At 29.2% G+C, this 24,391-nt stretch carries 24 protein-coding genes; 6 read left to right on the top strand and 18 right to left on the bottom strand.

The window, feature by feature from the left end; all coding sequences use genetic code 11:
• Window positions 1-6: 6 nt before the first annotated feature.
• The 5 genes from AC1XJX_RS05970 to AC1XJX_RS05950 form a co-directional block, all read right to left on the bottom strand.
• A complete protein-coding gene (locus tag AC1XJX_RS05970) occupies window positions 7-1,485 on the bottom strand; it encodes a DUF5687 family protein (RefSeq protein WP_482003058.1) in 1,479 nt (492 codons plus the stop codon).
• Between the two features lie 9 nt (window positions 1,486-1,494).
• Window positions 1,495-1,902 (bottom strand): DUF2059 domain-containing protein, encoded by a 408-nt coding sequence (locus tag AC1XJX_RS05965; RefSeq protein ID WP_482003057.1) that lies wholly within the window; start codon window positions 1,900-1,902, stop codon window positions 1,495-1,497.
• 55 nt (window positions 1,903-1,957) lie between these two features.
• On the bottom strand, window positions 1,958-2,647 hold the full coding sequence (locus tag AC1XJX_RS05960; protein WP_482003056.1) for a hypothetical protein: 690 nt from the start codon (window positions 2,645-2,647) through the stop codon (window positions 1,958-1,960).
• A gap of 68 nt (window positions 2,648-2,715) precedes the next feature.
• Entirely contained in the window at window positions 2,716-3,339 is a 624-nt protein-coding gene (locus AC1XJX_RS05955) for a hypothetical protein (RefSeq protein ID WP_482003055.1), read from the bottom strand.
• Window positions 3,339-3,677, bottom strand: coding sequence for a PadR family transcriptional regulator (locus AC1XJX_RS05950; protein WP_482003054.1), 339 nt, complete (start codon window positions 3,675-3,677; stop codon window positions 3,339-3,341). The genes AC1XJX_RS05955 and AC1XJX_RS05950 overlap by 1 nt, the downstream gene beginning before the upstream one ends.
• 110 nt (window positions 3,678-3,787) lie before the next feature.
• Here AC1XJX_RS05950 and AC1XJX_RS05945 point away from each other — a divergent pair, with 110 nt between their 5' ends.
• Window positions 3,788-4,846: a 2Fe-2S iron-sulfur cluster-binding protein gene (locus tag AC1XJX_RS05945; protein WP_482003053.1), complete on the top strand. Its 1,059-nt coding sequence runs from the start codon at window positions 3,788-3,790 to the stop codon at window positions 4,844-4,846.
• Window positions 4,847-4,885: 39 nt separating this feature from the next.
• On the opposite strand, the gene AC1XJX_RS05940 is transcribed toward AC1XJX_RS05945, so the two are convergent.
• Together AC1XJX_RS05940 and AC1XJX_RS05935 are read right to left on the bottom strand one after the other, a co-directional pair.
• Complete coding sequence (locus AC1XJX_RS05940; RefSeq protein ID WP_482003052.1) at window positions 4,886-5,908, bottom strand: glycosyltransferase family 9 protein; 1,023 nt, start codon at window positions 5,906-5,908, stop codon at window positions 4,886-4,888.
• Window positions 5,909-5,947: 39 nt separating this feature from the next.
• The gene (locus tag AC1XJX_RS05935) at window positions 5,948-6,553 is read right to left on the bottom strand and encodes a DUF4254 domain-containing protein (protein WP_482003051.1); all 606 of its coding nucleotides are present in this window, start codon (window positions 6,551-6,553) and stop codon (window positions 5,948-5,950) included.
• Window positions 6,554-6,625: 72 nt separating this feature from the next.
• Here AC1XJX_RS05935 and upp point away from each other — a divergent pair, with 72 nt between their 5' ends.
• A complete protein-coding gene (gene upp / locus AC1XJX_RS05930) occupies window positions 6,626-7,285 on the top strand; it encodes a uracil phosphoribosyltransferase (protein WP_482003050.1) in 660 nt (219 codons plus the stop codon).
• On the opposite strand, the gene AC1XJX_RS05925 is transcribed toward upp, so the two are convergent.
• Complete coding sequence (locus AC1XJX_RS05925) at window positions 7,274-8,197, bottom strand: DUF6427 family protein (protein ID WP_482003049.1); 924 nt, start codon at window positions 8,195-8,197, stop codon at window positions 7,274-7,276. The two genes, upp and AC1XJX_RS05925, sit on opposite strands and share 12 nt — an antisense overlap.
• 68 nt (window positions 8,198-8,265) lie before the next feature.
• Between AC1XJX_RS05925 and AC1XJX_RS05920 the strand changes: the two genes are divergently transcribed.
• Window positions 8,266-8,493 (top strand): DUF6341 family protein, encoded by a 228-nt coding sequence (locus AC1XJX_RS05920; protein ID WP_482003048.1) that lies wholly within the window; start codon window positions 8,266-8,268, stop codon window positions 8,491-8,493.
• Here AC1XJX_RS05920 and purD read toward each other — a convergent pair.
• Window positions 8,488-9,759, bottom strand: coding sequence for a phosphoribosylamine--glycine ligase (gene purD / locus AC1XJX_RS05915; RefSeq protein WP_482003047.1), 1,272 nt, complete (start codon window positions 9,757-9,759; stop codon window positions 8,488-8,490). The two genes, AC1XJX_RS05920 and purD, sit on opposite strands and share 6 nt — an antisense overlap.
• 31 nt (window positions 9,760-9,790) lie before the next feature.
• On the opposite strand from purD, the gene AC1XJX_RS05910 reads away from it, so the two are divergent.
• From AC1XJX_RS05910 to AC1XJX_RS05900, 3 genes are read left to right on the top strand one after another with little or no spacing between them, the layout of a single operon-like run.
• The gene (locus AC1XJX_RS05910; protein WP_482003046.1) at window positions 9,791-11,167 is read left to right on the top strand and encodes a phenylacetate--CoA ligase family protein; all 1,377 of its coding nucleotides are present in this window, start codon (window positions 9,791-9,793) and stop codon (window positions 11,165-11,167) included.
• Window positions 11,164-12,258 (top strand): non-hydrolyzing UDP-N-acetylglucosamine 2-epimerase, encoded by a 1,095-nt coding sequence (gene wecB / locus AC1XJX_RS05905; RefSeq protein ID WP_482003045.1) that lies wholly within the window; start codon window positions 11,164-11,166, stop codon window positions 12,256-12,258. Before AC1XJX_RS05910 ends, wecB begins: the two co-directional genes overlap by 4 nt.
• The gene (locus AC1XJX_RS05900; RefSeq protein ID WP_482003044.1) at window positions 12,258-13,421 is read left to right on the top strand and encodes a glycosyltransferase family 4 protein; all 1,164 of its coding nucleotides are present in this window, start codon (window positions 12,258-12,260) and stop codon (window positions 13,419-13,421) included. Before wecB ends, AC1XJX_RS05900 begins: the two co-directional genes overlap by 1 nt.
• Here AC1XJX_RS05900 and AC1XJX_RS05895 read toward each other — a convergent pair.
• The 9 genes from AC1XJX_RS05895 to asnB form a co-directional block, all read right to left on the bottom strand.
• Complete coding sequence (locus tag AC1XJX_RS05895) at window positions 13,418-14,824, bottom strand: exopolysaccharide biosynthesis polyprenyl glycosylphosphotransferase (RefSeq protein WP_482003043.1); 1,407 nt, start codon at window positions 14,822-14,824, stop codon at window positions 13,418-13,420. The two genes, AC1XJX_RS05900 and AC1XJX_RS05895, sit on opposite strands and share 4 nt — an antisense overlap.
• 11 nt (window positions 14,825-14,835) lie before the next feature.
• Window positions 14,836-15,822 carry a UDP-glucuronic acid decarboxylase family protein gene (locus tag AC1XJX_RS05890; RefSeq protein WP_482003042.1) on the bottom strand — a complete coding sequence of 329 codons (987 nt, stop codon included), beginning with the start codon at window positions 15,820-15,822 and terminating at the stop codon, window positions 14,836-14,838.
• Window positions 15,823-15,921: 99 nt separating this feature from the next.
• Window positions 15,922-17,874: a polysaccharide biosynthesis protein gene (locus AC1XJX_RS05885; protein WP_482003041.1), complete on the bottom strand. Its 1,953-nt coding sequence runs from the start codon at window positions 17,872-17,874 to the stop codon at window positions 15,922-15,924.
• 21 nt (window positions 17,875-17,895) lie between these two features.
• Window positions 17,896-19,032, bottom strand: coding sequence for a DegT/DnrJ/EryC1/StrS family aminotransferase (locus tag AC1XJX_RS05880; protein ID WP_482003040.1), 1,137 nt, complete (start codon window positions 19,030-19,032; stop codon window positions 17,896-17,898).
• 2 nt (window positions 19,033-19,034) lie between these two features.
• A complete protein-coding gene (locus AC1XJX_RS05875) occupies window positions 19,035-19,646 on the bottom strand; it encodes an acetyltransferase (protein ID WP_482003039.1) in 612 nt (203 codons plus the stop codon).
• Window positions 19,639-20,244 carry a sugar transferase gene (locus AC1XJX_RS05870; protein ID WP_482003038.1) on the bottom strand — a complete coding sequence of 202 codons (606 nt, stop codon included), beginning with the start codon at window positions 20,242-20,244 and terminating at the stop codon, window positions 19,639-19,641. The genes AC1XJX_RS05875 and AC1XJX_RS05870 overlap by 8 nt, the downstream gene beginning before the upstream one ends.
• Before the next feature lie 4 nt (window positions 20,245-20,248).
• Window positions 20,249-21,400 carry a glycosyltransferase family 4 protein gene (locus AC1XJX_RS05865; RefSeq protein WP_482003037.1) on the bottom strand — a complete coding sequence of 384 codons (1,152 nt, stop codon included), beginning with the start codon at window positions 21,398-21,400 and terminating at the stop codon, window positions 20,249-20,251.
• Window positions 21,393-22,523 carry a hypothetical protein gene (locus AC1XJX_RS05860; RefSeq protein WP_482003036.1) on the bottom strand — a complete coding sequence of 377 codons (1,131 nt, stop codon included), beginning with the start codon at window positions 22,521-22,523 and terminating at the stop codon, window positions 21,393-21,395. Before AC1XJX_RS05860 ends, AC1XJX_RS05865 begins: the two co-directional genes overlap by 8 nt.
• Entirely contained in the window at window positions 22,524-24,386 is a 1,863-nt protein-coding gene (gene asnB / locus AC1XJX_RS05855) for an asparagine synthase (glutamine-hydrolyzing) (protein WP_482003035.1), read from the bottom strand.
• Between the last annotated feature and the right edge of the window lie 5 nt (window positions 24,387-24,391).

The following is a 24,391-nucleotide window of genomic DNA, read 5'->3' as shown; positions in this document are numbered from 1 at the left end:
TATTTTTTAGTTATTTTGATCGAAAGCATCAATCATTTTATATTTTGATTCTAAATATTTTGTTGTTATTGATTTCATTAGTTTTTGATGAAAAACAATACCAATTACACCTAAAACAGCCATAATTAAACAGGCTATTTCAAAGCCAATTAGAAAGTAAAACAAAGCAAATATCCCCATTGGAAGAATTAATAACGGAATACCAATTAGCCATTGTACAGCACCAGTACCTTGATAATTAAATGCTGCTTTTTGGCTTAAATCTATTTTTTTTCTGTTAAATGAGCCTCCATATAAAATTACATGAGTATTAACCCCAACATTATAAATAGCAGCCGCAAAATGAGCCAATAAAATTTTCCAACCAAAAAATACGTATGGAATACCAAGTACGAATAAGATAACAACACTAAGAGCCATTAACGTAAATTTTGATTTTAAATACTGCTCGTATTTGATATTCTGGCTCATTAATAGTTTATAATAACCACTATCCCAAGCTGGGATAAACTGCCCGAAATTAATTAGGAAAATACCAGTTGAAAAAACGCCTATGAAAACAAAAAACCACGGCATATTTTGATAAACAGGTTGTGGATAAAAAAACAAGCCATATAATAAACCTATTACCAACATCCAAACTGAAGATTTTGTTCTTTTATTTCTCCAAATCAGTTTTAAATCTAACTTCATAAAAGGAGCTATATCTCCAAAGTTTTTTGTCCACTCTAAGTTTGATGCATTTACCTCTTTTACTATAGTTTTTAATCCGCTATCTAAAAATAATTTTTGTTTAAGTAGTTTCGAATTAAACCAATACATTACCAATAGTAACAATACAAGAACTAAAACAAGCATTGGAGATTGGTAAATAGCATTAAATCCTTGCCCAATTATTTCATTAAAAGAAATAATATTAAAATGATTAAGCGCATACAAACCTCCAGTTAAGAGAATAATAGGCAGAAAAGACAGCTCTGTCTCCGCGGAAAAACTTTCTAAAATAAAGTTTAAAAAATTGATGATGAGGGTTACTAAAATCAATGCCAACATCCAAACTAAAACAGAACCTGTTGGATAATCTTTCAATATTAAGGTAATTCCGAAAGGAAATATTGCAAATAACGGTAGAAAGTTAAAAAATGATAAGGCCGATTTTCCTAACACAAAATTTACAACATTTCTGCGTTTTATGGGTAGTATTAAGAGTGGTTTTACACTCATTACTGGGAGTTTCTGGAAAAAAAACCTCAAAACTAAATCGGCTAAAATCCAATAAAAAATAATGCTATTAACAATGAGTAAGGGATCATTATCTGGGAATGCTTTTTTTAACCCTGGATACAAAGCTATACCCATAATTAAAAAAACACCTATGAAATAAAGTGAAAGAAATCCCATAAAAATTTTAATTCCTAAGCTTTTACCAAAGCTTGCTGATCTTAAAAAAGATTTCCATTCTAAACTTAAAAAAAGCTTTATCATACGATTTTGTTAGTTATATTTTTGAGCAATGCCCTGTACTTCCATACCCCAAGACTGACCAAACATCATCGCTTTTTGTGTTAAGTCCAATTGTTTGGTTGCTAATTTTTTACCTAAATCTGTATTATAAAATGTTACGAGTTCTTTAATTTCGTTTTGAGTAAATTCTTCCATATAAAGGTTCGCCATTTTATCATATAACCTGTCTAGTGTGCCTAGAGCTTCTTTAATATAAGCCGCTTTATTTTCTTCAGAAACCATAGCACCAATTTGACCAATGGCATTTTCAAAAGCTTCACCAGCACCAGTAAGTTTTAAAAACTCTACGGTTTCTTTTTTAAAATCTGTATTGTCTTGTGCGTTAACTTGAGTAGAAATTGCTAAAACAAATGTGCATAATAATAAAATTTTTTTCATATTCTTTTTTTTGGTTAATGTTAATATTAGATAAGTATTAAAAAAATTAAAAATGTTACAAAACAAACTCAGGATAGGTTTCTTTTAATAAATTTTCTGCTTTGTTTGGTATTACTTGAAAGCTAATATAATTAATTAAGCACAGTAATGTTGCAACTAAAGACGTTATTATTATCACATAAGTTTCGTTAAATAACCAATCTGACATATTGTAAATATTACCTATTTGAGCAACAAACAAAAAACCAATACCTCCTGCTTGTCTAAAAATAATCTCTTCTAACAACCATTTTTTATTTGATTGTTCTTTTCTTCTTCTAAATTCTCTGTTTAATTGAATACCTTTGTAACTACTCCATATTATAGCGATTATGTAATAGCTTATTAATAAATACTCTGAAATACCAGATGAAAATGATACGAAAAAAAATAAAAATAAAGCCAGAGTTGCTACTATTTGGGGGATTTGAAACCATTTTTTTAATTCTGTAAACAAGTATTTAGTATAACGCTTACTAATGGCTTTTTGACGTTTTTCAATAACATCCATAAAACCAAAAACACCAAATTTTTTAAATGCACGGTCTCTTGCTTCGGTGTAAGATAATGTTGGCGTTTCTTCCCAGACCGCTTCAATATCATTAGCTAAATGATCTACCAATTCTGATTGTAAATCATACCATTCTACAAAATGCTTTCTTGTAAAAGCATACAAATCTTCTATTTGTTCTTGACTAATTTTCATTAAATAAATAACCTATAACTTTCTTTATAAATTTTATTACTTCTTTAGTTTAGTTCATCCGTAATAAACTATTTATACTTCAGTTCATATTCTTTTTTAAACTCAAATCCTGTAATAAACAACATGATTAAAACAAAAATGATGAGTGCCGATACTATTTTCAATCTTGTTAAATTCATAATTATGACTGTCTCATAATTAAAATTAGTAATTTTAAAAACATTGATTATATAATAAATTATCATAAAATAAAAAGTAATGCGCTCGACTGAAGAATAGCGTTCTTTGTTTTTATTGACTGAGAAAAAGTAAAGTATCCCAATAAGAATAATAACAACAATTGGCGCATTTTTTACGAATGAAAATTCATTAATAAAATTAAAAATAAAAAGAATTAAAAAAAACAATGTAACCCCTTTAAATGAACATACTTTTTTAGTGAGGGATCTTAATATTTTCTTATCAGAAGCTTTGTAATATTGTTTATTATCTTTTAAAAGACCAGATTTGTTTTTAATCATATAATCCTTGAAAATATAATAAAACTCCCTGCTATCTCCTTCATTCATTAAAGCTTCCATATCTGAAGCCACATGATCTACCATTTCAACTCTAATATCTGTAAATAAAACATCCGAATTTTTTAGGTAATTATCAATAAACTGAATATTTTCTCTGGAAAGCCTTTGCATTATTTTACAACAAATTTAGGATTCACCAAGGCTTGCATGGTTTTAATGTATTCTTGTAATTCACTTAATTTATTTACAGTTTCTTTAGTTCCTTGCTCCGTAAGTTTATAATATTTTCTTAATCTATTATCAACTTTAGTAACTTCCACATCTAACAGTCCTTCTGCCTCCAATTTGTGAAGCGACGGATACAAAGCGCCTTCAGTTATTTTAAGTTCTCCCTTAGTTAGTTCTTTAACTTTTTGGGTTATTTCGTAACCGTACATTTTATGATGTTCTTCAAGTAGTTTAAGAATTATGGTGGTTAAACTACCTTTATATAAATTAGAATTTCCCATAATTCAAATATATACATAAATCTCTTATGCATAAGAATTATAGGTATTTTTTTTTAAGTAATGTTTATGTATATCTTTACGCTTTAGTATTTTTGTAAAAAAAAGAACAGATGTTGTCATTTCATAAACTTTCAATCAAAGAAATAATTAGAGAAACCAGTAAATCTATCAGTGTTGCTTTTGATGTTCCTAATCATCTACAGGATACTTTTATATTTAAAGCTGGACAATATATTACGTTAAAAACTACTATTAATGACAAAGAAGTTAGAAGAGATTATTCGCTTTGTGCTTCTCCAAAAAGTGGTATGTTAAAAATAGCGATTAAAGAAGTTGTTGATGGTACATTTTCGGCCTATGCAAATAACGTTTTGAAAGTTGGAGATGCGCTGGAAGTGGCATCACCAAAAGGGCGATTTATTTTTGAACCAAACGACTCAAAAACAAAAAATATTGCTGCTTTTGCAGCTGGTAGTGGTATAACTCCTGTTTTAAGTATTATAAAATGTGCTTTGGAAGAAGAAGTGCATAGTCAAGTGATTTTAGTTTATGGTAACAAAACTACTGACGACACCATGTTTTTAAATGAGCTTTTAGAGCTTCAACATCAATATAAAGAGCGTTTTTCTATTCAGTTTGTATTTAGTCAACAAGACGAAACGGATTCGATTTTTGGTCGTATTGAAAAAAGCACCGTTAATTATGTTATGAAAAATAAACACAAACACGTAGACGTTGATGCCTTCTATCTTTGTGGTCCAGAAGCCATGATTCATACAGTTAAAAATGTTTTAACTGAGCATGATATTGATGAAAGCAGAATTCATTTCGAATTATTTAAAGCTTCAAAAGCCGATAAAACTATAGATGAGGATGATATCGCTAGCGGAAAAACTAAAATAACAGTTATTGTTGATGACGAGACAACTACTTTTGAAATGTCTCAAAAACAAACCATCCTTGAAGCTGCATTAGATGAAGATTTAGATGCACCTTATTCTTGTCAAGGCGGTATTTGTAGCAGTTGTTTAGCACGTGTAAAAGAAGGTAGTGCTACTATGAGACAGAATAATATTTTAACTGAGAATGAAGTAGCAGAAGGTTTAATTTTAACCTGTCAAGCACATCCAACTACACCAAGTATTGTCATTGATTTTGATGATGTTTAGTAAGCTTTTTAAATAGCTATAAGACTTCATTTAAGATTTTTAAACTAAGGATTTAATTTTTTGTATAATGGTTTCTGGAAGTATACTTCCAGAGGCTCCTTTGTAACTTTCGGGATATTTATTTCCGTAAATGGAGGTTGGAATCTTTGGGTATGTAATTCTATCTGCCAACAAAGCAAAATCTTCAGGTTGATTAAATGGTGCAAATCCTGCAAACGGATGCGTAACTCCCCAAATAGTTACCACTTTAATTCCTAACATGGCGGCAATATGTGCATTACCAGAATCCATAGAAAGCATGACATCTAAATTTGAAATAAGATCTAATTCTTCATCAATCGATAATTTTCCTGCAATATTTGTAACGTTTTCGAAACTTTTTTGAAACTCGTTTAATGCATTTATTTCTCCAATTCCCCCTCCAAATAAAAGTATTTTATATTCTTTTGAAAGCGCTTCAACCACCTGTTTCAATAAATCTAATGGATACATTTTTCCCTCATGAGCAGCAAAAGGAGCAATACCAATAGTTGTTTTTAAATTTAACCCAACAAAGTTTTGAGTCTCTGGTTTTAAAACGACTTTTTTTGGAAATTGAGGATTCGATAAATCTAAGGGGTATCCTAATGTTTTAAAAACATCAGCGTAACGTTGATGTGTTGTTTTTAAAGGAGAGAAAAAAGCACCTAAGGTTAAAGCCTTCTTCATTTTTCGTCCTTTATCAATAGAAACAAATCGTTTACATCTGATAAATTTCTTTAAAATCTTGGTTCGTAAAACACTGTGTAAATCGGCAACAGCATAAAAACGATTGTTTTTATTTAATTCTTTTGCTAATTTGTAAATACCAAAAGCACCCTTGTACTTACCTTTTAAATCGGCAGTAAAAACAGTCACATTTTCTAAATCTCTAAAGAAGGGTTTAAAAAAAGGTTTCGTTAATACCGTGATTTTTAATTCTGGATACTGCTGCGTGATTGCTCGTAAAACAGGAACCATCATAGCAACATCTCCCATAGCAGAAAAACGGATAACTAGGATATGTTTGGTTTGTTTTAACATCTAAACATTTAGGATGAGATTCCTGCTAATTCAGGAATTTTATTTCTGCGAACGAAGTACAGGGTTTAACTCATCATCGTTATACATTTTCATTTGCTTATAAACCTTCATATATTTATCTCCATTTTCAATATCACTTAAAAGTGTATCAATTGCTGCAGATAAATCTACACGTTGCTCTAATAAAATATTTAATTTTTTTTGGCAAGCCTCTCGGTGTAATTCTGACGCATCTTTTCGAGTAGCTTCTTCATTCATATGATATATTTTTAAAGCTAAAATAGATAGTCTATCAATTCCCCAGGCTGGACTTTCAGTATTGATTGTAGCATTTTCTTTTGGAGTTATCTGATTGTATTTCTCAAGAAAAAAACCATCAACATACTCAACCATATCTGTTCTGTCCTGGTTTGAAGCATCTATTTGTCTTTTCAACTTTAAAGCAGCGACAGGATCAATTTGCGGATCGCGAATAATATCTTCATAATGCCATTGTACCGTATCAATCCAACATTTTCTGTATAACAAATGTTCTATTAAATCACTTTTTGGGTAAGCATTTTCAAAAGGTTGATCAACTGTATTTATAATATGATATTTTTTAATTACCTCTTGAAATATTTTATTGGCTTTACTTGTAAACATGATGTATAAAATTTAATGCACAAATATAGTCCATATTAATTAACTTTACTATTCAAAAAATTCATTACAAATATGCATATTCATAATATATCTCAACAAAACTCTATTTTAAACACCTTCATTTCTGAAATAAGAAATAAAGATATCCAAAAAGATAGCATGCGCTTTAGAAGAAATATTGAGCGTATTGGAGAGGTTTTAGGCTATGAAATGAGTAAAGTTTTAAAATATGAAGATTCTGCGATTGAAACCCCTTTAGGTACTGCTAACATCCAATTACCTAAAAACAATATTGTTTTATGTTCCATTTTAAGGGCTGGAATACCTTTACACAATGGCTTATTAAATTGTTTTGATACTTCTGAGAATGCTTTCATTTCTGCTTACAGACATCACAAACATAATCCTGAGAGCTTTGAAATAATTGTTGAATATTTAGCTTGTCCGGATTTAAATAATAAAACACTTGTATTAGCAGACCCTATGCTTGCCACTGGACAATCTATGGTAGCTACTTATGAAGCTTTAAAACCTTTCGGAATACCCAAAGAAGTACATTTGATTAGTGTTATTGGTGCTCAAGAAGGCATCGATTTTATTAATAAACATTTTGATACGGATGTGCATTTATGGATTGGTGCCGTTGATGAAAAGCTAAATGAAAAAGGCTATATTTTACCTGGACTTGGGGATGCTGGCGATTTGGCTTTTGGCGTAAAACTACAACAATAACAGTATAAAAGGAGCGACAAATAACGCGCCTAAAAACACATCTTTAAACCATTTTTCTTGAATGATTTCTATATAATTTGTTATTATAATTGCCAATGGAGCAAATAAAAATAAAAACTCGCTACCCTTTTTATTTGGTGCTAGAATTACTATAAAAAACGCCACTATAGCCGCTATTATAATTATTTTAAAAGAGGCTCTTGAAGCTTTCTTTTTCTTTTTAATATTATTCAAATAAAAAATAGATGCCCAAGTACCAAAAGATAAAAGAAGTGTAATTGATATAAGGTATTTAATAGAATTATAACTGCTAAAATCATAACTGATTTGAGTTGAAATATTTAAAGTATTAAAGTAAGTATTATTCATTATAATAGAAGTAGACACACAAATAATAAAAACTGTAGAAATACCTAAAAAAGGTATTATCCAATGTCTAATATTGTTATCTACATATAAAACAAGAGAAATCAAAATCAACAGAAAAAATAAAATGGCCCAAAAATAAAATAATGATGCAAGTGCTATCCAAAAAGCGGCATCAAAAAGTTTCTTTTTTATGTCTTTTTGCGAGCGTAAACTTAATAACCTCCTAAGTCCTAATAAAACTAAAAAGTTAGAAATTAGTATATATGAATCAGCTGTAGTTTGGGTTATCATAAGCAAAAACAAACTGAACAAAAGCATTTCATAATTGTTTTTCTTAGTCAAACTATTTTTACTTACTATAAAATTTAGCAGTAAAATAGAAGTTAATACTATAAACAATAAAACTGTTTGCTTTACAATAAGCAAAAAAGTGATAGCATCGTTTACCAAATTAAAATTAGCTATTGAAAAAGCCAAAAGCGTAATAAAAAAAACAATAACAAAATTTATTGGTTTAGATTTATTAAAAAAGCTTGCTATCATTAACTGTTTTTGTATTTTTGCTATGTAAATATACTAACTAAACCGTTAGAAAATAATAAAGAAGATTTATGAAAGATTTTTTATACGCTATACAAGATTTATTTGTTGATGTGCTTTTTGCGCCTTTTGATGCTTTAAGAGCTTTAGAGTTAGAAAACTGGTTTGCCGCTAATACCATGTCTTGGCTATTCGTAATCATTGGTTTTGTTGCCATGGTTTATTGGATGTTGCAACTTAGAATTTTCGACCAAAATAACGAAGAAGATAAAAGCGTCTCTGCGCACTCTTACTTATAAATCAAATCCAATGTCTTTACGATAATACATCTTATCAAAATGTAGCTTTTCTATATTTTGATAAGATTTTTTTATGGCTTCTTGATAAGTATTTCCATAAGAAGTTATCGCCATAACACGACCGCCAGATGTTACAATTTTACCATCTGTTATTTGTGCTCCAGCATGAAAAGCGATAGAGTCTTCAATTAAGTGAACTCCCGTTATTTCTTTACCTTTTTCGTAAGCTTCTGGGTAACCACCAGAAACTAGCATAATAGTAGTTGCAGCACGCTCGTCAATCTCAATATTTATCTTGTCTAGAGTTCCGGTAGACATAGCTTGAAGAATTTCAACGAAATCATTTTTCAATCTTGGCAAAACTACTTCGGTTTCAGGATCTCCCATACGAACATTATATTCTATAACTTTTGGGTCGTCTCCAACCTTTATAAGTCCAATAAACACAAAACCAACATATGGTAAATTATCTTTTTTAAATCCATCAATGGTTGGTTTAACAATGCGTTCTTCTATTTTATTCAAAAATTCACGGGTTGCAAAAGGCACTGGAGAAACCGCTCCCATACCTCCTGTGTTTAAACCAGTATCCCCTTCACCAATGCGTTTATAATCTTTTGCAGTTGGTAATATTTTATAATTTTTACCATCAGTTAAAACAAAACAACTTAACTCAATGCCATCTAGAAATTCTTCAATAACTACTTTATTACTAGCATCACCAAATTTAGCATCAACCAGCATACTTTTTAATTCTAATTTAGCTTCATCTAAATCATTTAAAATAACAACACCTTTACCTGCTGCCAAACCATCTGCTTTTAAAACATAAGGTGGCTTTAAGGTTTCTAAAAATTGATAACCTTTTTCTACTGTTTCTTTCGTGAAACTCTCGTATGCAGCTGTTGGAATATGATGACGATATAAGAACTCTTTGGCAAACTCTTTACTTCCTTCTAACTCAGCAGCTACTTTTTGTGGTCCGATGACTGAGACGTGTTTAATAGCATCATCATTTAAAAAAAAGTCGTGAACTCCTTGAACTAAAGGATCCTCTGGACCAACAACAACCATATCAATACTTTCATCTAAAACTAACTTCTTAATAGCTTCAAAATCGGTAACTCCAATATTTACATTCTTAGCAATTTCAGAGGTACCAGAATTTCCTGGTGCTACATATAATTTGTTACATTTTGGACTTTGAGCTATTTTCCAAGCAAAAGTATGTTCTCTTCCGCCAGAACCTAATATTAAAATATTCATAGTGTTTGTTGTTTGCGCAAAAATAAAACTAATGGTTCTATTACACGAATATTTTTTATTTACTTTACATCTTAAATTGTATTTTATTTTGAATTTATTCGACCTTACTTTAAAACTTAACGGCTTTGCTATAGATAAAGCAAAACTTGTATTGAAAGAAATTCAAAGTAAAAATGATACTGATTTTAATACTTATGTAGAACTAAAAAAACGAGAAGTTTTTGATTTTCATTTAAAACATAATTCGTTTTACAAAAGTTTTGTAAAAAACACTAAAAATTCTAATTGGAATCGTATTCCTGTAATGACAAAAAAGGATTTACAACAACCTTTAAAATCTCTTTTAAGTGAAGGGTATGCTGTAGATAATATTTATATAGATAAAACATCGGGGGCTTCTGGAACACCATTTATTTTTTCTAAAAGTAAGTTTTCTCACGCTTTAACTTGGGCTATTATTCAAAATAGGTTTGGATGGTTTCATATCGATTTTAACCATTCTAAACAGGCTCGATTTTATGGGATTCCGTTTGATAAAAAAGGTTATTACAGAGAAAAATTAAAAGATTTTTTAAGTAATAGAGTGCGTTTTAATGTATTTGATTTAAGCGATAATGCTTTTGAAAATTGGATAACTATCTTTAAAAAAAAACAACTAGAATATATAAATGGTTACACGAGCTCTATTGTGCAGTTTGCTAAATTTCTTCAACAAAAAAATCTAAATTTAAAAACTATTTGTCCATCTTTAAAAGTCTGTATTGTAACTTCTGAAATGCTTTTTTATGAGGATAAAAAACTTATGGAAACACAATTTGGCGTACCTATAGTTAATGAGTATGGTGCATCAGAGTTGGATTTGATTGCTTTTGAAAATCCTGAAAGGGAATGGCAAGTAAATAGTGAAACGCTTTTTGTTGAAATATTAGATGATAAAAATAATGTATTGCCTTACGGAGAGGAAGGGCGATTGGTAATAACATCGCTTTACAATAAATCTCAACCTTTTATTCGATACGATATTGGTGATATTGGAATACTATCAAAAAAAAGTACGCTTAAAAAACCCATTCTTGAAAAGCTTACTGGTAGAACTAACGATATCGTGATTTTACCAAGTGGGAAAAAAGCGGCTGGCTTAACTTTTTATTACATTACAAAAAGCATCATTGAAGATGATGGCCATGTAAAAGAGTTTGTTATTGAGCAATTAAAAGTTGATACTTTCAAGATTAATTATGTGAGTACTAATGAACTTTCAGAAGAAAAAAGAATAAGAATCATTAATGAAATGGAAAACTACTTAGAAAAAGGCTTGACCATTTTATTTGAAAAACAGGAGAAATTAATCCGCTCAAAAAGTGGTAAATTGAAACAATTTTCATCCTACTTAAAACAAAACCCATGAATATTACTATTGTAGCTGGAGCAAGACCTAATTTTATGAAAATAGCCCCAATTATTGAAGCAATTCAGAATAAAAAAAAGCAAGGTTTTAATATTAATTATAGATTAATTCATACGGGGCAACATTATGATAAAAACCTAAGCAGTACTTTTTTTGAGGAACTTCATATTCCGTTTCCAAATACAAATCTAGAGGTGAAAAGTGGCACACAAGCAGAACAAACTGCTGCTATAATGATTGGTTTTGAAAAAGAATTAATAGAAAATCCTTGCGATTTAGTAATGGTGGTAGGTGATGTAACTTCTACGATGGCTTGTACTATTGTTGCAAAAAAAGCACATATAAAAGTAACCCATATTGAGGCTGGAATTCGGTCTGGTGATATGAAAATGCCTGAAGAAATAAATAGAATCGTAACAGATAGTTTAACCGATTACTTTTTTACCACATCAACCTACGCGAACGAAAATTTAGAAAAATTAGGGTTTTCAAAATCAAATATTTTCTTTGTTGGGAACGTAATGATTGATACGCTTCTTAAAAACGAAGCTCGTTTAAAAAAACCTAATTTGTGGCATGATTTAAAACTATCAAATAAAAATTATTTGGTAATGACACTTCACAGACCAAGTAATGTAGATGAAGAAACACAACTAAAATCTCTAATAACACATATTGTATCTTTAGGTAAAGAATATCCCATTATTTTCCCGGTACACCCCAGAACTCAAAAGCTTTTAAGTGCCTTAAATTTAAATTTCGAAAACCTACATTATGTTAATCCATTAGGGTATTTAGAGTTTAATTATTTAGTAAAAAACTCATTAGCTGTAATAACGGATTCTGGAGGAATTACAGAAGAAGCAACCGTAATGAATATTCCATGCATAACGTTACGTGATACCACAGAACGCCCTGAAACTTGTGACATTGGAACCAATGTTTTAGTTGGAAATGATTCTGAAAAAATTAAAAACAACTTTGAAATTTTACTTTCAGGAAATTGGAAACAAGGTAAAATCCCTGAATTATGGGATGGTTATGCTGCAGAAAGAATTGTAAATCAATTAATAAATCTATTTGATTTATAATGAAAGATATTCTTATAATAACAAACTATTTTCCTCCAGAAACAGGAGCTGCATCAAATCGAATTTTTCATCTTGCTGAAGGTTTGAAAAATCATCAATACAATGTATCAGTTCTTACACCTCTTCCTAATTATCCTACTGGAAAAGTGTTTAAAGCATATAAAGGATATTTTAAAAAGTCCACTTTAGAGAATAATATAACCATGCATCGCCTTTGGATTTTTGCTAGTAATTCTAAAAACAAGCTTTTACGGATAATTGCCATGTTGTCTTATAGTTTTAGTTTGATATGGTTTTTTGCTTTTAACAAAATACCAAAAACAGTAATTATTCAATCTCCTCCTTTACTAGTGGCATTTACCTCAGTCTTTTTTTTACGTTCTAAAAAAAGAAAACTTATTCTTAATGTAAGTGATTTATGGCCAATTGCCGGTTTAGAATTAGGTGCTTTAAAAAAGAATTTTAGCTATGCTTTATTAGAAAAAATAGAAAGATTTATTTACAAAAATGCTGATTTAGTTTTGGGACAAAGTGAAGAAATTTTATATCATGTAACTTTACTATTCCAGAAAAAAGAAACGATTTTATACAGAAACTATCCGGATTTTAAAGCGCCAACTATTGAAGAAAAAACTTGTGAAAATGGTAAATTAAAATTGGTTTACGCTGGTTTACTAGGAATTGCTCAAGGTGTTTATAAATTGTGCAAGGAATTAGATTACTCAAACATTCAACTTCATATTTATGGTGCTGGTGCAGAAAAAAATAAAATTGAAAATCTAATTTCTGGTAATCCTCAATTAGATATTATATATCATGGCGAAGTTTCAAGGCTGGAATTACACCAAGAGTTAATGAAATACGATATAACAATTATCCCATTATTAAATAGAATTTATGGGTCGCTTCCATCAAAAATATTTGAATATGCCCGTTTAGGTTTGCCAATGATATATTTTGGTGGTGGAGAAGGTGAAACTATTATTAAAAAACACCAATTAGGTTGGATTGCAGAAGCAGGAAATTACATTGATTTAAATAAAGTAATTTCTAAAATTAATACTTCAGACATTAATCTAAATTATAAGAATAAAATTCAACAAATAGCTATTGAGGAATTTGATTTTAATATGCAGTTAATCAAACTAATAAATAAGCTTTAATAAGCTTTTTTATCACCTTTAAACATATTTATTATTGTTTGAAAAATGATTTTTAGATCTAAAAGTAAAGACCAATTTTCAATATAAAAATTGTCGTATTTTATTCTATTAATAATATCAGTATCTATTTCAACTTCGCCTCGGTAGCCTTTTATTTGTGCTAAACCTGTTATTCCTGGTTTTACATGATGTCTGAAAATAAAATTATACTTATCTATCTTCCTTGAGTAATCATCGGTGTATGACAACATATGAGGTCTAGGTCCAACTACACTCATATCACCCATTAAAACGTTTACAAATTGAGGTAATTCATCAATACTTGTTTTCCTTAAAAACTTACCTATTTTAGTAACTCGGTTATCATTTTCTTGCACATAAGTCCCTTCTATTTCTTTTGTTGTAGTTAACGAACGAAATTTATAACAATAAAACTCTTTGTAATTAATTCCATTTCTTTTATGCCTATAAAATAGTGGTCCTTTAGACTCTAACTTGATAAGAATAAATAACAAAATTGAAAGCCATGAAAATACAAATACAATAATAAATAAAGAGAATAAAACATCAAAAACTCGTTTCAAAAATTTATTTAACTCATTGTTTAAAGCCGCTTCTTGTATAGATAAAACAGGTAAATAATTATAATAATCTGTGTGAAGACGTTTTGTAAAAAGCTTTAAAGTATTTGGAATAAACTTGATATTGCAATGATTAAGATTAGCGTACTTAACATATTCATTTACTTGCTTTTCGGATAATTCATCAATTGCGCAATAAATTTCATCGATGTGTTTATTTTCATCTAAAAATTTAAAACTTTCTTTAATACTTTCTTTTGACTTTTCTTGAGAAAAATTACTAAAAATGGCTTCAACACGGTAACCTAATTCTTTTTTTGAAAAAACACTCTTTAATTCATAAACACTTTCACTATTTCCGATAATAACAACATGTCTTAAATTTCCTTTTAAAAATGATCTGATTGATTTTAAAATATAAAAACTTAAAATTTTGATACTCGTGATAGCGGTAAATGAATAGATAAGATATTTTAAAACAGTAAATGCTTGTAGATTTATACTTCTAAATACACCTATAAACGCATAAGTAATTATTGAATACGCTACAAACTGTTTTGTAAGTAATATTAATATGTTAAGTATAGATGTATATCTATATACATTATAAAACTTGATGAAAAATGTAGATAATAACCATAATATGGTTGAATAAATTATGTAAAGTAAATTTTTGTCGTTAAAAATTGATTCGGAAAAGAAATAAAGATTTTCTTCATTAAAACTTAGAAGATAAAAAGCAAAAATATTTATGACTAAAAGATCGTATATAATTAATATAGGTCTTAGTAGCCATGAATATCTTCCACGCTTATAATCCATAAGCTAACTTACTACTTATTAATAAAACTTGTAAAATCTTTGTGTTCACTTTTATAGAGCTCGTCTTCGGTAAGGTTTTTAAAATAGTCGTACGTTATTTTCATGCCTTCTGCTCTATCAACTTTGGGCTCCCATCCTAGTAACTTTTTAGCTAAAGATATATCTGGTTGCCTCTGCATGGGGTCGTTGATAGGTAAATCTTTATAAATTATTTTTTGAGTAGTGCCTGTAAGTTTAATAATTTCTTCAGCAAAATCCTTAATTGTTATTTCGTGTGGGTTTCCAATATTTACAGGCTCAGCATAATCACTAAGTAGCAATCTATAAATGCCTTCCACTTGATCATCTACATAACAAAAAGAACGTGTTTGAGATCCATCACCGAAAACAGTTAAATCTTCACCACGCAGTGCTTGACCCATAAATGCTGGTATTACTCTACCATCGTTAAGTCGCATTCTAGGTCCATATGTATTAAAAATACGTACAATACGTGTTTCAACTCCATGAAATCTGTGATAAGCCATTGTAATTGATTCTTGGAAACGCTTTGCTTCATCATAAACGCCTCTTGGTCCAATGGTATTTACATTTCCATAGTAATCTTCTGTTTGTGGATGCACTAAAGGATCTCCATAAACTTCTGATGTAGAAGCGATTAACATTCTAGCGTTTTTAGCTTTTGCAACGCCAAGTAAATTATGAGTCCCTAATGATCCTACTTTTAATGTTTGAATTGGTATTTTTAAGTAATCAATAGGGCTAGCAGGTGAAGCAAAATGTAATATGTAATCAAGATCTCCATAAATATCAATATACTCTGTAACATCATGATTAATAAACTCAAAATTTGGATGTTCTAATAAATGACTTATATTTTTCTTATCACCAGTAATGAAGTTGTCCATCCCGATAACTTTGTATCCTTCTTTTATAAAACGATCTGAAAGATGCGATCCTAAAAAACCTGCTGCTCCAGTGATTAATATTTTTTTCATGTCTAAATATTTATTACGAGTAAAAATATGAAAGTAATTCTAAATTCATCTATGTAAAAATGAATTAATCTTGAAAATAAACTTATAAATAAATAAAAATCAGTTATCTAATTTCTCAAAACTGGAATTTAAACTTTTATACTCTGGTACAAGTTTTTTTATTCTTTTTACAATTTTTATTGATTCATTATTATTAGAAACTTTAATAATTTGATCTACTTCTTTTTCTATATAATCAAATTGATCATTATTTACTTTAACAATCATTATTTTATCGTGATAAGTAGGAAGCGTTATAGATTTATCATTCAATAACTCTTCATAAAGTTTTTCTCCTGGCCTTAACCCAATAGCTTTAATTTTAATTTCTTTTTCTGGTATAAAGCCAGCCAAAAGAATCATTTTTCTTGCTAGATCTATAATTTTTACAGCTTTACCCATATCAAAAATAAAAATCTCTCCTCCTGAACCCATAGTACTAGCCTCCATAACTAACTGACATGCTTCAGGTATCGTCATAAAGTATCTAATGATGTCTGGGTGTGTTATAGTAACTGGGCCTCCTTCTTGAATTTGCTTTTTAAACAATGGAACAACAGAACCATTAGAACCTAAAACATTTCCAAATCTTGTAGTAATAAATTTTGTTCTTGACCTATCTTTCAAGAAATTGTGTAGTGATTGGACATACATCTCTGCAACTCGTTTTGTAGCACCCATAACATTACTAGGATTAACTGCTTTATCGGTTGAAATCATTATAAAACGCTCTACATCGAATTTGGCAGCTAAGTCTGCTAAAATTTTTGTTCCTAAAATATTAACCGATACCGATTCTGAGGGGTTTTTCTCCATCATAGGTACGTGTTTATAAGCTGCACAATGATAAATTATATCGGGTTTAAGGGTTTTAAATAAATAATCCAACCTTTCCTTGTTTCTAATGTCACATATTATTGGAATAAAATTCAATTCGGGAAATTTATTTTCAACTTTAAGAGTTAAACTATGTAGGGGGGTCTCTGCTTGATCAATTACTATGAGACTTTTAGGACTGTACTTACCTAATTGATTTACTATTTCAGAACCTATTGAGCCAGCTCCTCCTGTAACAAAAATGGTTTTACCTTCAATTAAACCTAAAATCTTATTGTTACTTATTTCGATTGGTTTGCGCTCGAGTAAATCTTCAATTTGAATGTTTTGAATACTTTTATTAATACCTTCATTCAAATCTAATTCTGATATGGATGGTGCTCTATAAATTTTTAGATTATGTTCTAAACAATCCTCAATATGTTGAATATTCTCTTCATTTTTTAAATCATTTTCTAAAACTATAAGCCCAGTTGCATTGTTTGCTCTTATTAACACATGCGCTTTTCTTTTTAGAACTAATATGGGCATTCCAAAGATTCTTTTATTTGCTGTTTTTTCATCCTTATCCAAAAAACCAACAACTTTAAATCTTTTTGGAAACTCATTTTCAATTGCTACAGCAATTGAAATTGAATTTTGAGAAGTTCCGAGAACAAATACTTTTTCATTACTAGATGGGTTTTTTGATAAGTATTGTGTATAAACAACTTTTACTAATCCTCTAAATAAAAATAAACTCACAAAAAGGCCTAAAGAAAATAAGATTAGAAATAAATGTTCAAACAAAAAATATCCTTTTACTTTAAAGAATATAAAATTTATTATTAATAAAAAAAGGGCTGAACAAAAAGACGCAAAAAATAATTTTACAGCATCAATGTAACTAGAGTGTCTTATTAACCCTACATATGTTTTGAAAATAATAAAACAGACAGAAGTGCTAGATAAAGCAATAAAAATCAAAGGGATAAACTGTTTGTTTAAGAATAGAAGAGAAAAGTCATTTGTAATTATTCCAACAAAAACAAGGACAATTGCTGTTATTTGTAAATCAAACCAAAAAACTAACCACCTAGGGATATATCCTATATTTTCAAAACTAAAATTGAATGGCGTATACCGTAAAAATAACTTGATTATTTCTTTAATTTTCGTAAGGCTATCCTTTATCATATAATCTTAATTGATACAAATTTAAGGATTTAAATAATTACACACTGTTTTTGTAATAAACTCTTTATCATTCTTTGTTAGATTAGATCCAGATGGTAAACATAATCCTTTTTCAAAAAGATTTTCCGACACATTGCTTCCAAAAAAAGGATAGTTACTAAATATTGGTTGCAAATGCATAGGTTTCCATAAAGGTCTTGATTCAATATTATAGCTTAATAATTCTAATCTTAAATCTTCTCGATTAAAACCAGTTATTTCACTTTCTATAACTATGCAACTTAGCCAATGATTAGAAAAATAATCTGAATCTGGTTCTTGAAAAACTGTTACACCATTTACATTTTTAAAAAGATCTATGTAAAACTTATTCATTTCTCTTCGGAGTTCAATATGTTTATCTAAAACCTCCATTTGTCCTCTTCCAATTCCAGCTACAATATTGCTCATTCTATAATTATACCCTATTTCTGAATGTTGATAATGTGGCGCATCATCTCTTGCTTGTGTTGCCAAGAAAATAGCTTTGTTTTTAGTTTCTAAATTATCACAAACTATTGCACCCCCTCCAGAGGTTGTTATGATTTTATTTCCATTAAATGATAAAGCAGCAAAATTACCAAACGTACCACACTTTTGTCCTTTGTAAGTAGAGCCTAAGGCCTCAGCAGCATCTTCAATTAATACTATTTCATATTTTTTTGCAATGGCAACTATCTCATCCAATTTAGCTGGCATCCCATAAAGGTGAACCAATATAATAGCTTTAGGCTTTGTGCCTTTTGAAATTCTTTCTTGAATAGCTTCTTCTAGATAATTTGGGCACATATTCCAGGTATCTTTTTCGCTATCTATAAATACGGGTTTAGCACCTAAATAAAGAATTGGGTTTGCAGAAGCAGAAAACGTCATGCTTTGGCAAATAACCTCATCGCCATATTCAACTCCTGATAATATTAAAGCTAAATGTAATGCTGATGTGCCAGAAATTAAGGCTCCAACTTCTTTGTTTGTATTTAAAAAAAAATTTAAATCGTTTTCAAACCCTGAAACATTTGGCCCTAAAGGTGCAATCCAATTAGTATCAAAAGCTTCTTGAATATATTTTAATTCATTTCCTCCCATATGAGGAGACGATAGCCAAATTTTTGAGTTCATAGTTAATATTTATTGTATTTTTTTATTTTCCCTGGGTTTCCTACTACAATAGCAAAGTCAGGTACGTTTTCAATAACTACGGTACCGGCTCCAATTGTTACCCATTTACCTATTGAAATATTTGGTATGATAATAGCACCGGCGCCAATATGCGATCCTTCTCCAATAGAAACATTTCCTGTAATAGTTGCGTTGGGAGAAATATGAACAAAATCATCTATTATACAATCGTGTTCAATTATAACTGCAGTATTAATTATAACGTGTTTACCAATGGATGTTTCAGCATTAATAATAGCTCCAGGCATAACAACTGTACCCTCTAAAATTTTTGCGGAAGATGAGATTATTGCGGTTTTGTGAATTAGCATTGCGAAAGTGCTTTCTAATTTTTCACTTATCCTTTTTCGTATAGTATTATCTCCAATACTGATAATAAATTTATACTTTTTATAGTGTTCAATTTCTTGATATTTGATTACTGGAATATCTTGTAATAGATCTCTTTTTGGATTATCATCAACAAATATCTTTATCTCAGTATTCAAACTTAAAGCCAAGTCTTTTACCACTTTTCCGTGACCGCTTGCTCCAAATAGACAAATCTTACTCATTACCTGTGAATTTTATTGTAGTAGCTTGATTTTCAGTGTTTATGTCTTCTGATTTTAAAACTTTTATTATCGTTTTATATATAATTTTTAAGTCAAGCATAAAACTAATATTTTCTACATACCAAACATCATATTCAAATTTTTTCTTCCAACTTATTGCATTTCTTCCATTAACTTGTGCCCAACCTGTGATCCCAGGTTTTACATCATGTCTTTTTTTTTGAGATTTATTATAAAAATCTAAATATTCTGGTAACAATGGTCTGGGTCCTATTAAACTCATATTACCCATTAATACGTTTAATAATTGAGGAATCTCATCTAGTGACGTTTTTCTAATAAAAATTCCAATTTTCGTTAAACGTTCAGAATCTGGAAGTAATTCTCCTTTCAAGTCTCTTCTATCATTCATGGTTTTGAATTTGATGACTTTAAATATTTCACCTCCCTTACCTGGTCTTTTTTGAATGAAAAATGGATTGCCATTGTTTTGAATACTCAATATTAAAATAATTAACAGTAGTATTGGTAATAAAAAAAACAATGCGATTAATGCAATTACAAAATCAATTATATACTTAAAAAAGAATCTATACATTATTTTATTCAAGGTTTTTGTATTCTTCTAGTAATTTATTCCACAAAAAATTTTGCTCAAATCTCTCTAAAATTAACCTTCTTGCGTTAGATTTCAAGCTATTGAAAAGTTTAACATTTGAAGCTAAATTCTCCATAGCTAGATATAGTTGTTCTTCATTTTTAGTTTCAATTATCAAACCATTTTTATTTTGAATAATTATTTCATTACAACCATTAATATTGGTAACTATTGAGGGAAGCCCCATTGCTCCAGCCTGCATCACTACGTTTGGAAAACCTTCTCTATAACTTGGAAAAACTAAAGCTTCAGAAATGGCAAAAAAAGGTCTAACATCATTGATATACCCTGTAGTAATTATATTTATATTACGTTTAATTTCAGTTTTAGTATTCGGAAGTAATGGATCTAATTCATCTTCATACGGTCCCACTAAAAGTAGCTTAAATTGTAATTTGTTTCTGTAAAGCTTTAAAAAACTAGATACTAATTCGTTAATACCCTTATCTGACACCAATCTGCCAACGAAAATAAACACAAAATCAGTATCTGATATTTTTAGTTCTTTTTTTAGTTCTAGTAATTTTTGATCAGCTATTTGGGCTGTATCAAAAAATGTTGTATCTATTCCATTAGAACTACCATTTCCTATTACTTTTGCTTTTCCATTTGGCAGAAAATTATTCTCTAATATAATTCGTAAAAGTTGATTAGAATTGGGATAAACATTTGTAGCACAAGCATATGTCAGCTTTTCTACTTTATTTAAAAGTATTCGTTTTAAACCTCTTGCTTCCAATAATGGTAAACCTGCAACGGTATGAAGTCTATTAGGCGTATTTGCTAATTTCCCTGCCAACATAGCCACTATACCAGCTTTAGGTGTATGTGAATGAATAATAAATGGTTTTTCTTTCTTTAAAAAAAGATATAGACGAAAAACAGCTATAACATCACGTAAAGGTGTTATCTTTCTTGTTAATCTTAATGTAAGCGTTTTTACTTGTTCCTTAATGCCTATCTCTTTTAAATAATCTTCTTCTGAAGATACGGCTGTAACATCATAATGAGAATTCATAAAATTCATTTGACCTCCTAAAAGTTTATCAAATGATAGAGGTACAGTAGTAACTCTTATAAGTTTTTTTTTATTCACTTCTATTTTTATGATTTTTAAAATACACTACAAACAAAAATATAAACATATATGGAATAAACATCACCCTCATCCTTGAAGCAAGACCTAGGTTATACATATAAATACCATAAAACAGTATTAATAAAATTACTGTTACAAGCAAAAATAGTTCATTTTTCATTGCATTAAGTTTTACTTTTCTTATAAAGATATCTTTTAAGAAATTTATTAGAAGAAAAAAGGCTATGAGATTTTCAAAAGAAATAAAGTATTGAAATAAGGTTTTTGCATCATAAAATAATGGCCGGAAAAATACCAAGAACAGTCTTTCTAAATAAGTTGAATTTTTTAAATCTATAGAAGATCCTCCAAAATTTTGACTATATTTTACTAGTGATGCGAAATTATATTTGATTCTCTCTAGATTAAATTCAGTTAATTTTAAAAAGTTTAATAAAATTGGTGTTAGCAAAATGGCAATAAAAGACACAACAAACATTGTTATCCGTTTTTCTTTTAAACTGCCCTTAAAATTTAAAAAATAGTCTATGGAAAAAGCAATAATTAAAATAAATAACAAATACGGCCTAATCAAAAATACAATGAATAAAGAAACAACTACTAAAAGTGTAGGTCGATGATTTTTAAATGTGCTAACAAATATAATACTCATTAAGTAAAAAATAATCGTCTCTTTTGTTAATCCGGCAGTCCAAAAATGTAATGACGGTATTAGTAAAAATAAAGCGATAAAGCTGCCATAAAAATTCTTATCTAATCTTGAAATTAAAAATTGGAAGTATTTTAAAAAGCCTAAAAAGCCAATTGTTGCAAATGTTAAGGATAACACAAAATAATTGACACCTACTTTGCTAAATGGGTAGCAAATTATGGACATTAATTGGCTCCCATAAATTTTAAAATCTAATATTGAGTTAGCTTCTAGGGCTTTTTGATAAAAAAGAAAAGAATCTTTTTGTTGAACAACACTAAGTTTGTAGTACGCTATAAAAGCTATATAATGAAGCAAAAAAATAGCAGCTAAGAAATACTTATGTGATACTTTATCTTGTTGTTTGATTTTTTTTAAAACCAGATAAATGTTTAGAAAAATTAATGCTATAATTATACTCTCATTCATTTAATTCAAATTAGATGTAATTAAAGAATTCTGTTTGTGATTTTTATACCAAATTTCCAAACACAGAATATTATATAACATTTTTGCTCTTTTTTCTTGAGATACATTGACCTTATTACTCAATAAATTTTTTATGAATCTTTCGTCTACAAAATCTTTATAAAAAGCATTGTTACTATAGATGTAGTCATTAGTAATATCTTTTAAATCGCTATTTATCCAGTTTTTTAAAGGTATTTCAAAACCTCTTTTTGGTTGAGAGAAAATTTCGATTGGCAAAATATCTTTAGCTACACTTCGCAACAAATGCTTCGTTATTTTTCCATTTATTTTATATTTCGTATCTAATGAAATTCCAAAATCTAAAAGTTCTTTAGATAAGAAAGGACTTCTACCCTCTAAAGAATTTGCCATTGTGGCAATATCCATTTTAACTAATAGATCTCCAAATAAAAGTGTTAAGAAATCCATGCACATTATTTTATCTAACCCAGAGTCAAGCTCGTTGTTAATTCTATTAAAAACAGATGTTATTTCTCTAAGTTCTGGTTGCTTATGGAAATATTTTTCGAAGTTCGTAAAAACATCTACAGTTGCAGATAAATAAGTATTTATACCATTTTGTGAAGATAAACTTAACAATCTGTGAAAATAATTATAAGAAGACTTTTTATTGTTGGCGTTTGGTAATAATTTTAAAATAATGCGGCTAAAAACTTGAATAAATTGAGGATTCTGAAAAAAATCATATTTTGAAAACGGTACATATCTTCTATACCCTCCAAACAATTCATCAGCACCATCTCCATTTAAAATTACCGTGACATGCTTTTTAGCCTCTTGCGACACGTAATAACTTGGTATGGCAGAACTATCCATGAAGGGTTCTGCATAATTGATGATAATCTTTTCTAAGTCGTTTTTTAAATTCGAAAAATTTATGTCAATTTTAGTGTGTGTTGTATTAAATTTTTTAGCTACTTTTTCTGCCAAAGGTGCTTCATTATAAGCGCCTTCAAAAGCCACCGTAAATGTTTTTATATTTTTGTTATACTTGGATGCAAATGCTGTAACAAGTCCACTATCAATACCACCACTTAAAAAAGTACCTACTTCTAAATCCGAGGATTCTAACCTTCTTTTTATAGAAATATCAAAAAGTTTAGAGAATTCTACTTTTGCAGATTCAAAACTAAGATCTGCCTTTTTTTTAAAGCCGTCAATAACATGCCACCAAGTGTTTTCTCTAATCTCGAAAGACTTTAAATCAATGGTTAAAAAAGTACCATTTTTTAACTCAAAAACGTTTTTATAAACCGTATTGGCTTGAAATTGGCTGCCAATAAAAAAATAATCATTAATTACAGAATGATTGATTTCTAATGATAAAATGGTGTTTAACGCGATTAATTCTGAGGCAAATGCAAACTTTTTATCTTTTTTAAAAAAATATAAAGGTTTTTCTCCGGCTCTGTCTCTGGCCAAAAATAATTTTTCTTTTTTTTTGTTATAAATCGCTACTGCGAACATTCCGTCAAATTCATTTAACATCTCTTCACCTAAAAGGTGATATAGCTGAAGTATGGTTTCTGTATCTGAACTGGTATGGCACTTGAGATTAAATTTTTTTCTTAATTCGTGATGATTGTAAATTTCGCCATTAAATATAATTGTATACTCATTATAATTCATGGGCTGATTGGCTTGATCTGAAAGATCTTGTATAGCTAACCTATAATGATAAAAATTGATGTTATCAATTTCTAAATGCAATTGTGCATCTGGACCACGATGAATCATAAGATTCTTATAACTCTCTTTCCTTAATCTATCTATGTTAATTGTACCTAATATACCGCACATACTAT

This window comes from Flaviramulus sp. (assembly GCF_982512915.1).
The sequence above is the reverse complement of the archived record's forward strand: the minus strand, read 5'-3'. Positions and strand labels throughout refer to the sequence as shown.

Bases quoted from the DNA above. Each gene is read 5' to 3' on its own strand.
- purD (WP_482003047.1), bottom strand. From the start codon at position 9,759: ATGAATATTTTAATATTAGGTTCTGGCGGAAGAGAACATACTTTTGCT.
- AC1XJX_RS05920 (WP_482003048.1), top strand. From the start codon at position 8,266: ATGAAAGATTTTTTATACGCTATACAAGATTTATTTGTTGATGTGCTT.
- AC1XJX_RS05875 (WP_482003039.1), bottom strand. From the start codon at position 19,646: ATGAGTAAGATTTGTCTATTTGGAGCAAGCGGTCACGGAAAAGTGGTA.
- AC1XJX_RS05925 (WP_482003049.1), bottom strand. From the start codon at position 8,197: ATGATAGCAAGCTTTTTTAATAAATCTAAACCAATAAATTTTGTTATT.
- AC1XJX_RS05910 (WP_482003046.1), top strand. From the start codon at position 9,791: ATGGTTCTATTACACGAATATTTTTTATTTACTTTACATCTTAAATTG.
- AC1XJX_RS05870 (WP_482003038.1), bottom strand. From the start codon at position 20,244: ATGTATAGATTCTTTTTTAAGTATATAATTGATTTTGTAATTGCATTA.
- AC1XJX_RS05970 (WP_482003058.1), bottom strand. From the start codon at position 1,485: ATGATAAAGCTTTTTTTAAGTTTAGAATGGAAATCTTTTTTAAGATCA.
- AC1XJX_RS05960 (WP_482003056.1), bottom strand. From the start codon at position 2,647: ATGAAAATTAGTCAAGAACAAATAGAAGATTTGTATGCTTTTACAAGA.
- AC1XJX_RS05895 (WP_482003043.1), bottom strand. From the start codon at position 14,824: ATGGATTATAAGCGTGGAAGATATTCATGGCTACTAAGACCTATATTA.
- wecB (WP_482003045.1), top strand. From the start codon at position 11,164: ATGAATATTACTATTGTAGCTGGAGCAAGACCTAATTTTATGAAAATA.
- AC1XJX_RS05890 (WP_482003042.1), bottom strand. From the start codon at position 15,822: ATGAAAAAAATATTAATCACTGGAGCAGCAGGTTTTTTAGGATCGCAT.
- upp (WP_482003050.1), top strand. From the start codon at position 6,626: ATGCATATTCATAATATATCTCAACAAAACTCTATTTTAAACACCTTC.
- AC1XJX_RS05880 (WP_482003040.1), bottom strand. From the start codon at position 19,032: ATGAACTCAAAAATTTGGCTATCGTCTCCTCATATGGGAGGAAATGAA.
- AC1XJX_RS05945 (WP_482003053.1), top strand. From the start codon at position 3,788: ATGTTGTCATTTCATAAACTTTCAATCAAAGAAATAATTAGAGAAACC.
- AC1XJX_RS05900 (WP_482003044.1), top strand. From the start codon at position 12,258: ATGAAAGATATTCTTATAATAACAAACTATTTTCCTCCAGAAACAGGA.
- AC1XJX_RS05940 (WP_482003052.1), bottom strand. From the start codon at position 5,908: ATGTTAAAACAAACCAAACATATCCTAGTTATCCGTTTTTCTGCTATG.
- AC1XJX_RS05935 (WP_482003051.1), bottom strand. From the start codon at position 6,553: ATGTTTACAAGTAAAGCCAATAAAATATTTCAAGAGGTAATTAAAAAA.
- AC1XJX_RS05885 (WP_482003041.1), bottom strand. From the start codon at position 17,874: ATGATAAAGGATAGCCTTACGAAAATTAAAGAAATAATCAAGTTATTT.
- AC1XJX_RS05950 (WP_482003054.1), bottom strand. From the start codon at position 3,677: ATGGGAAATTCTAATTTATATAAAGGTAGTTTAACCACCATAATTCTT.
- asnB (WP_482003035.1), bottom strand. From the start codon at position 24,386: ATGTGCGGTATATTAGGTACAATTAACATAGATAGATTAAGGAAAGAG.
- AC1XJX_RS05955 (WP_482003055.1), bottom strand. From the start codon at position 3,339: ATGCAAAGGCTTTCCAGAGAAAATATTCAGTTTATTGATAATTACCTA.
- AC1XJX_RS05860 (WP_482003036.1), bottom strand. From the start codon at position 22,523: ATGAATGAGAGTATAATTATAGCATTAATTTTTCTAAACATTTATCTG.
- AC1XJX_RS05965 (WP_482003057.1), bottom strand. From the start codon at position 1,902: ATGAAAAAAATTTTATTATTATGCACATTTGTTTTAGCAATTTCTACT.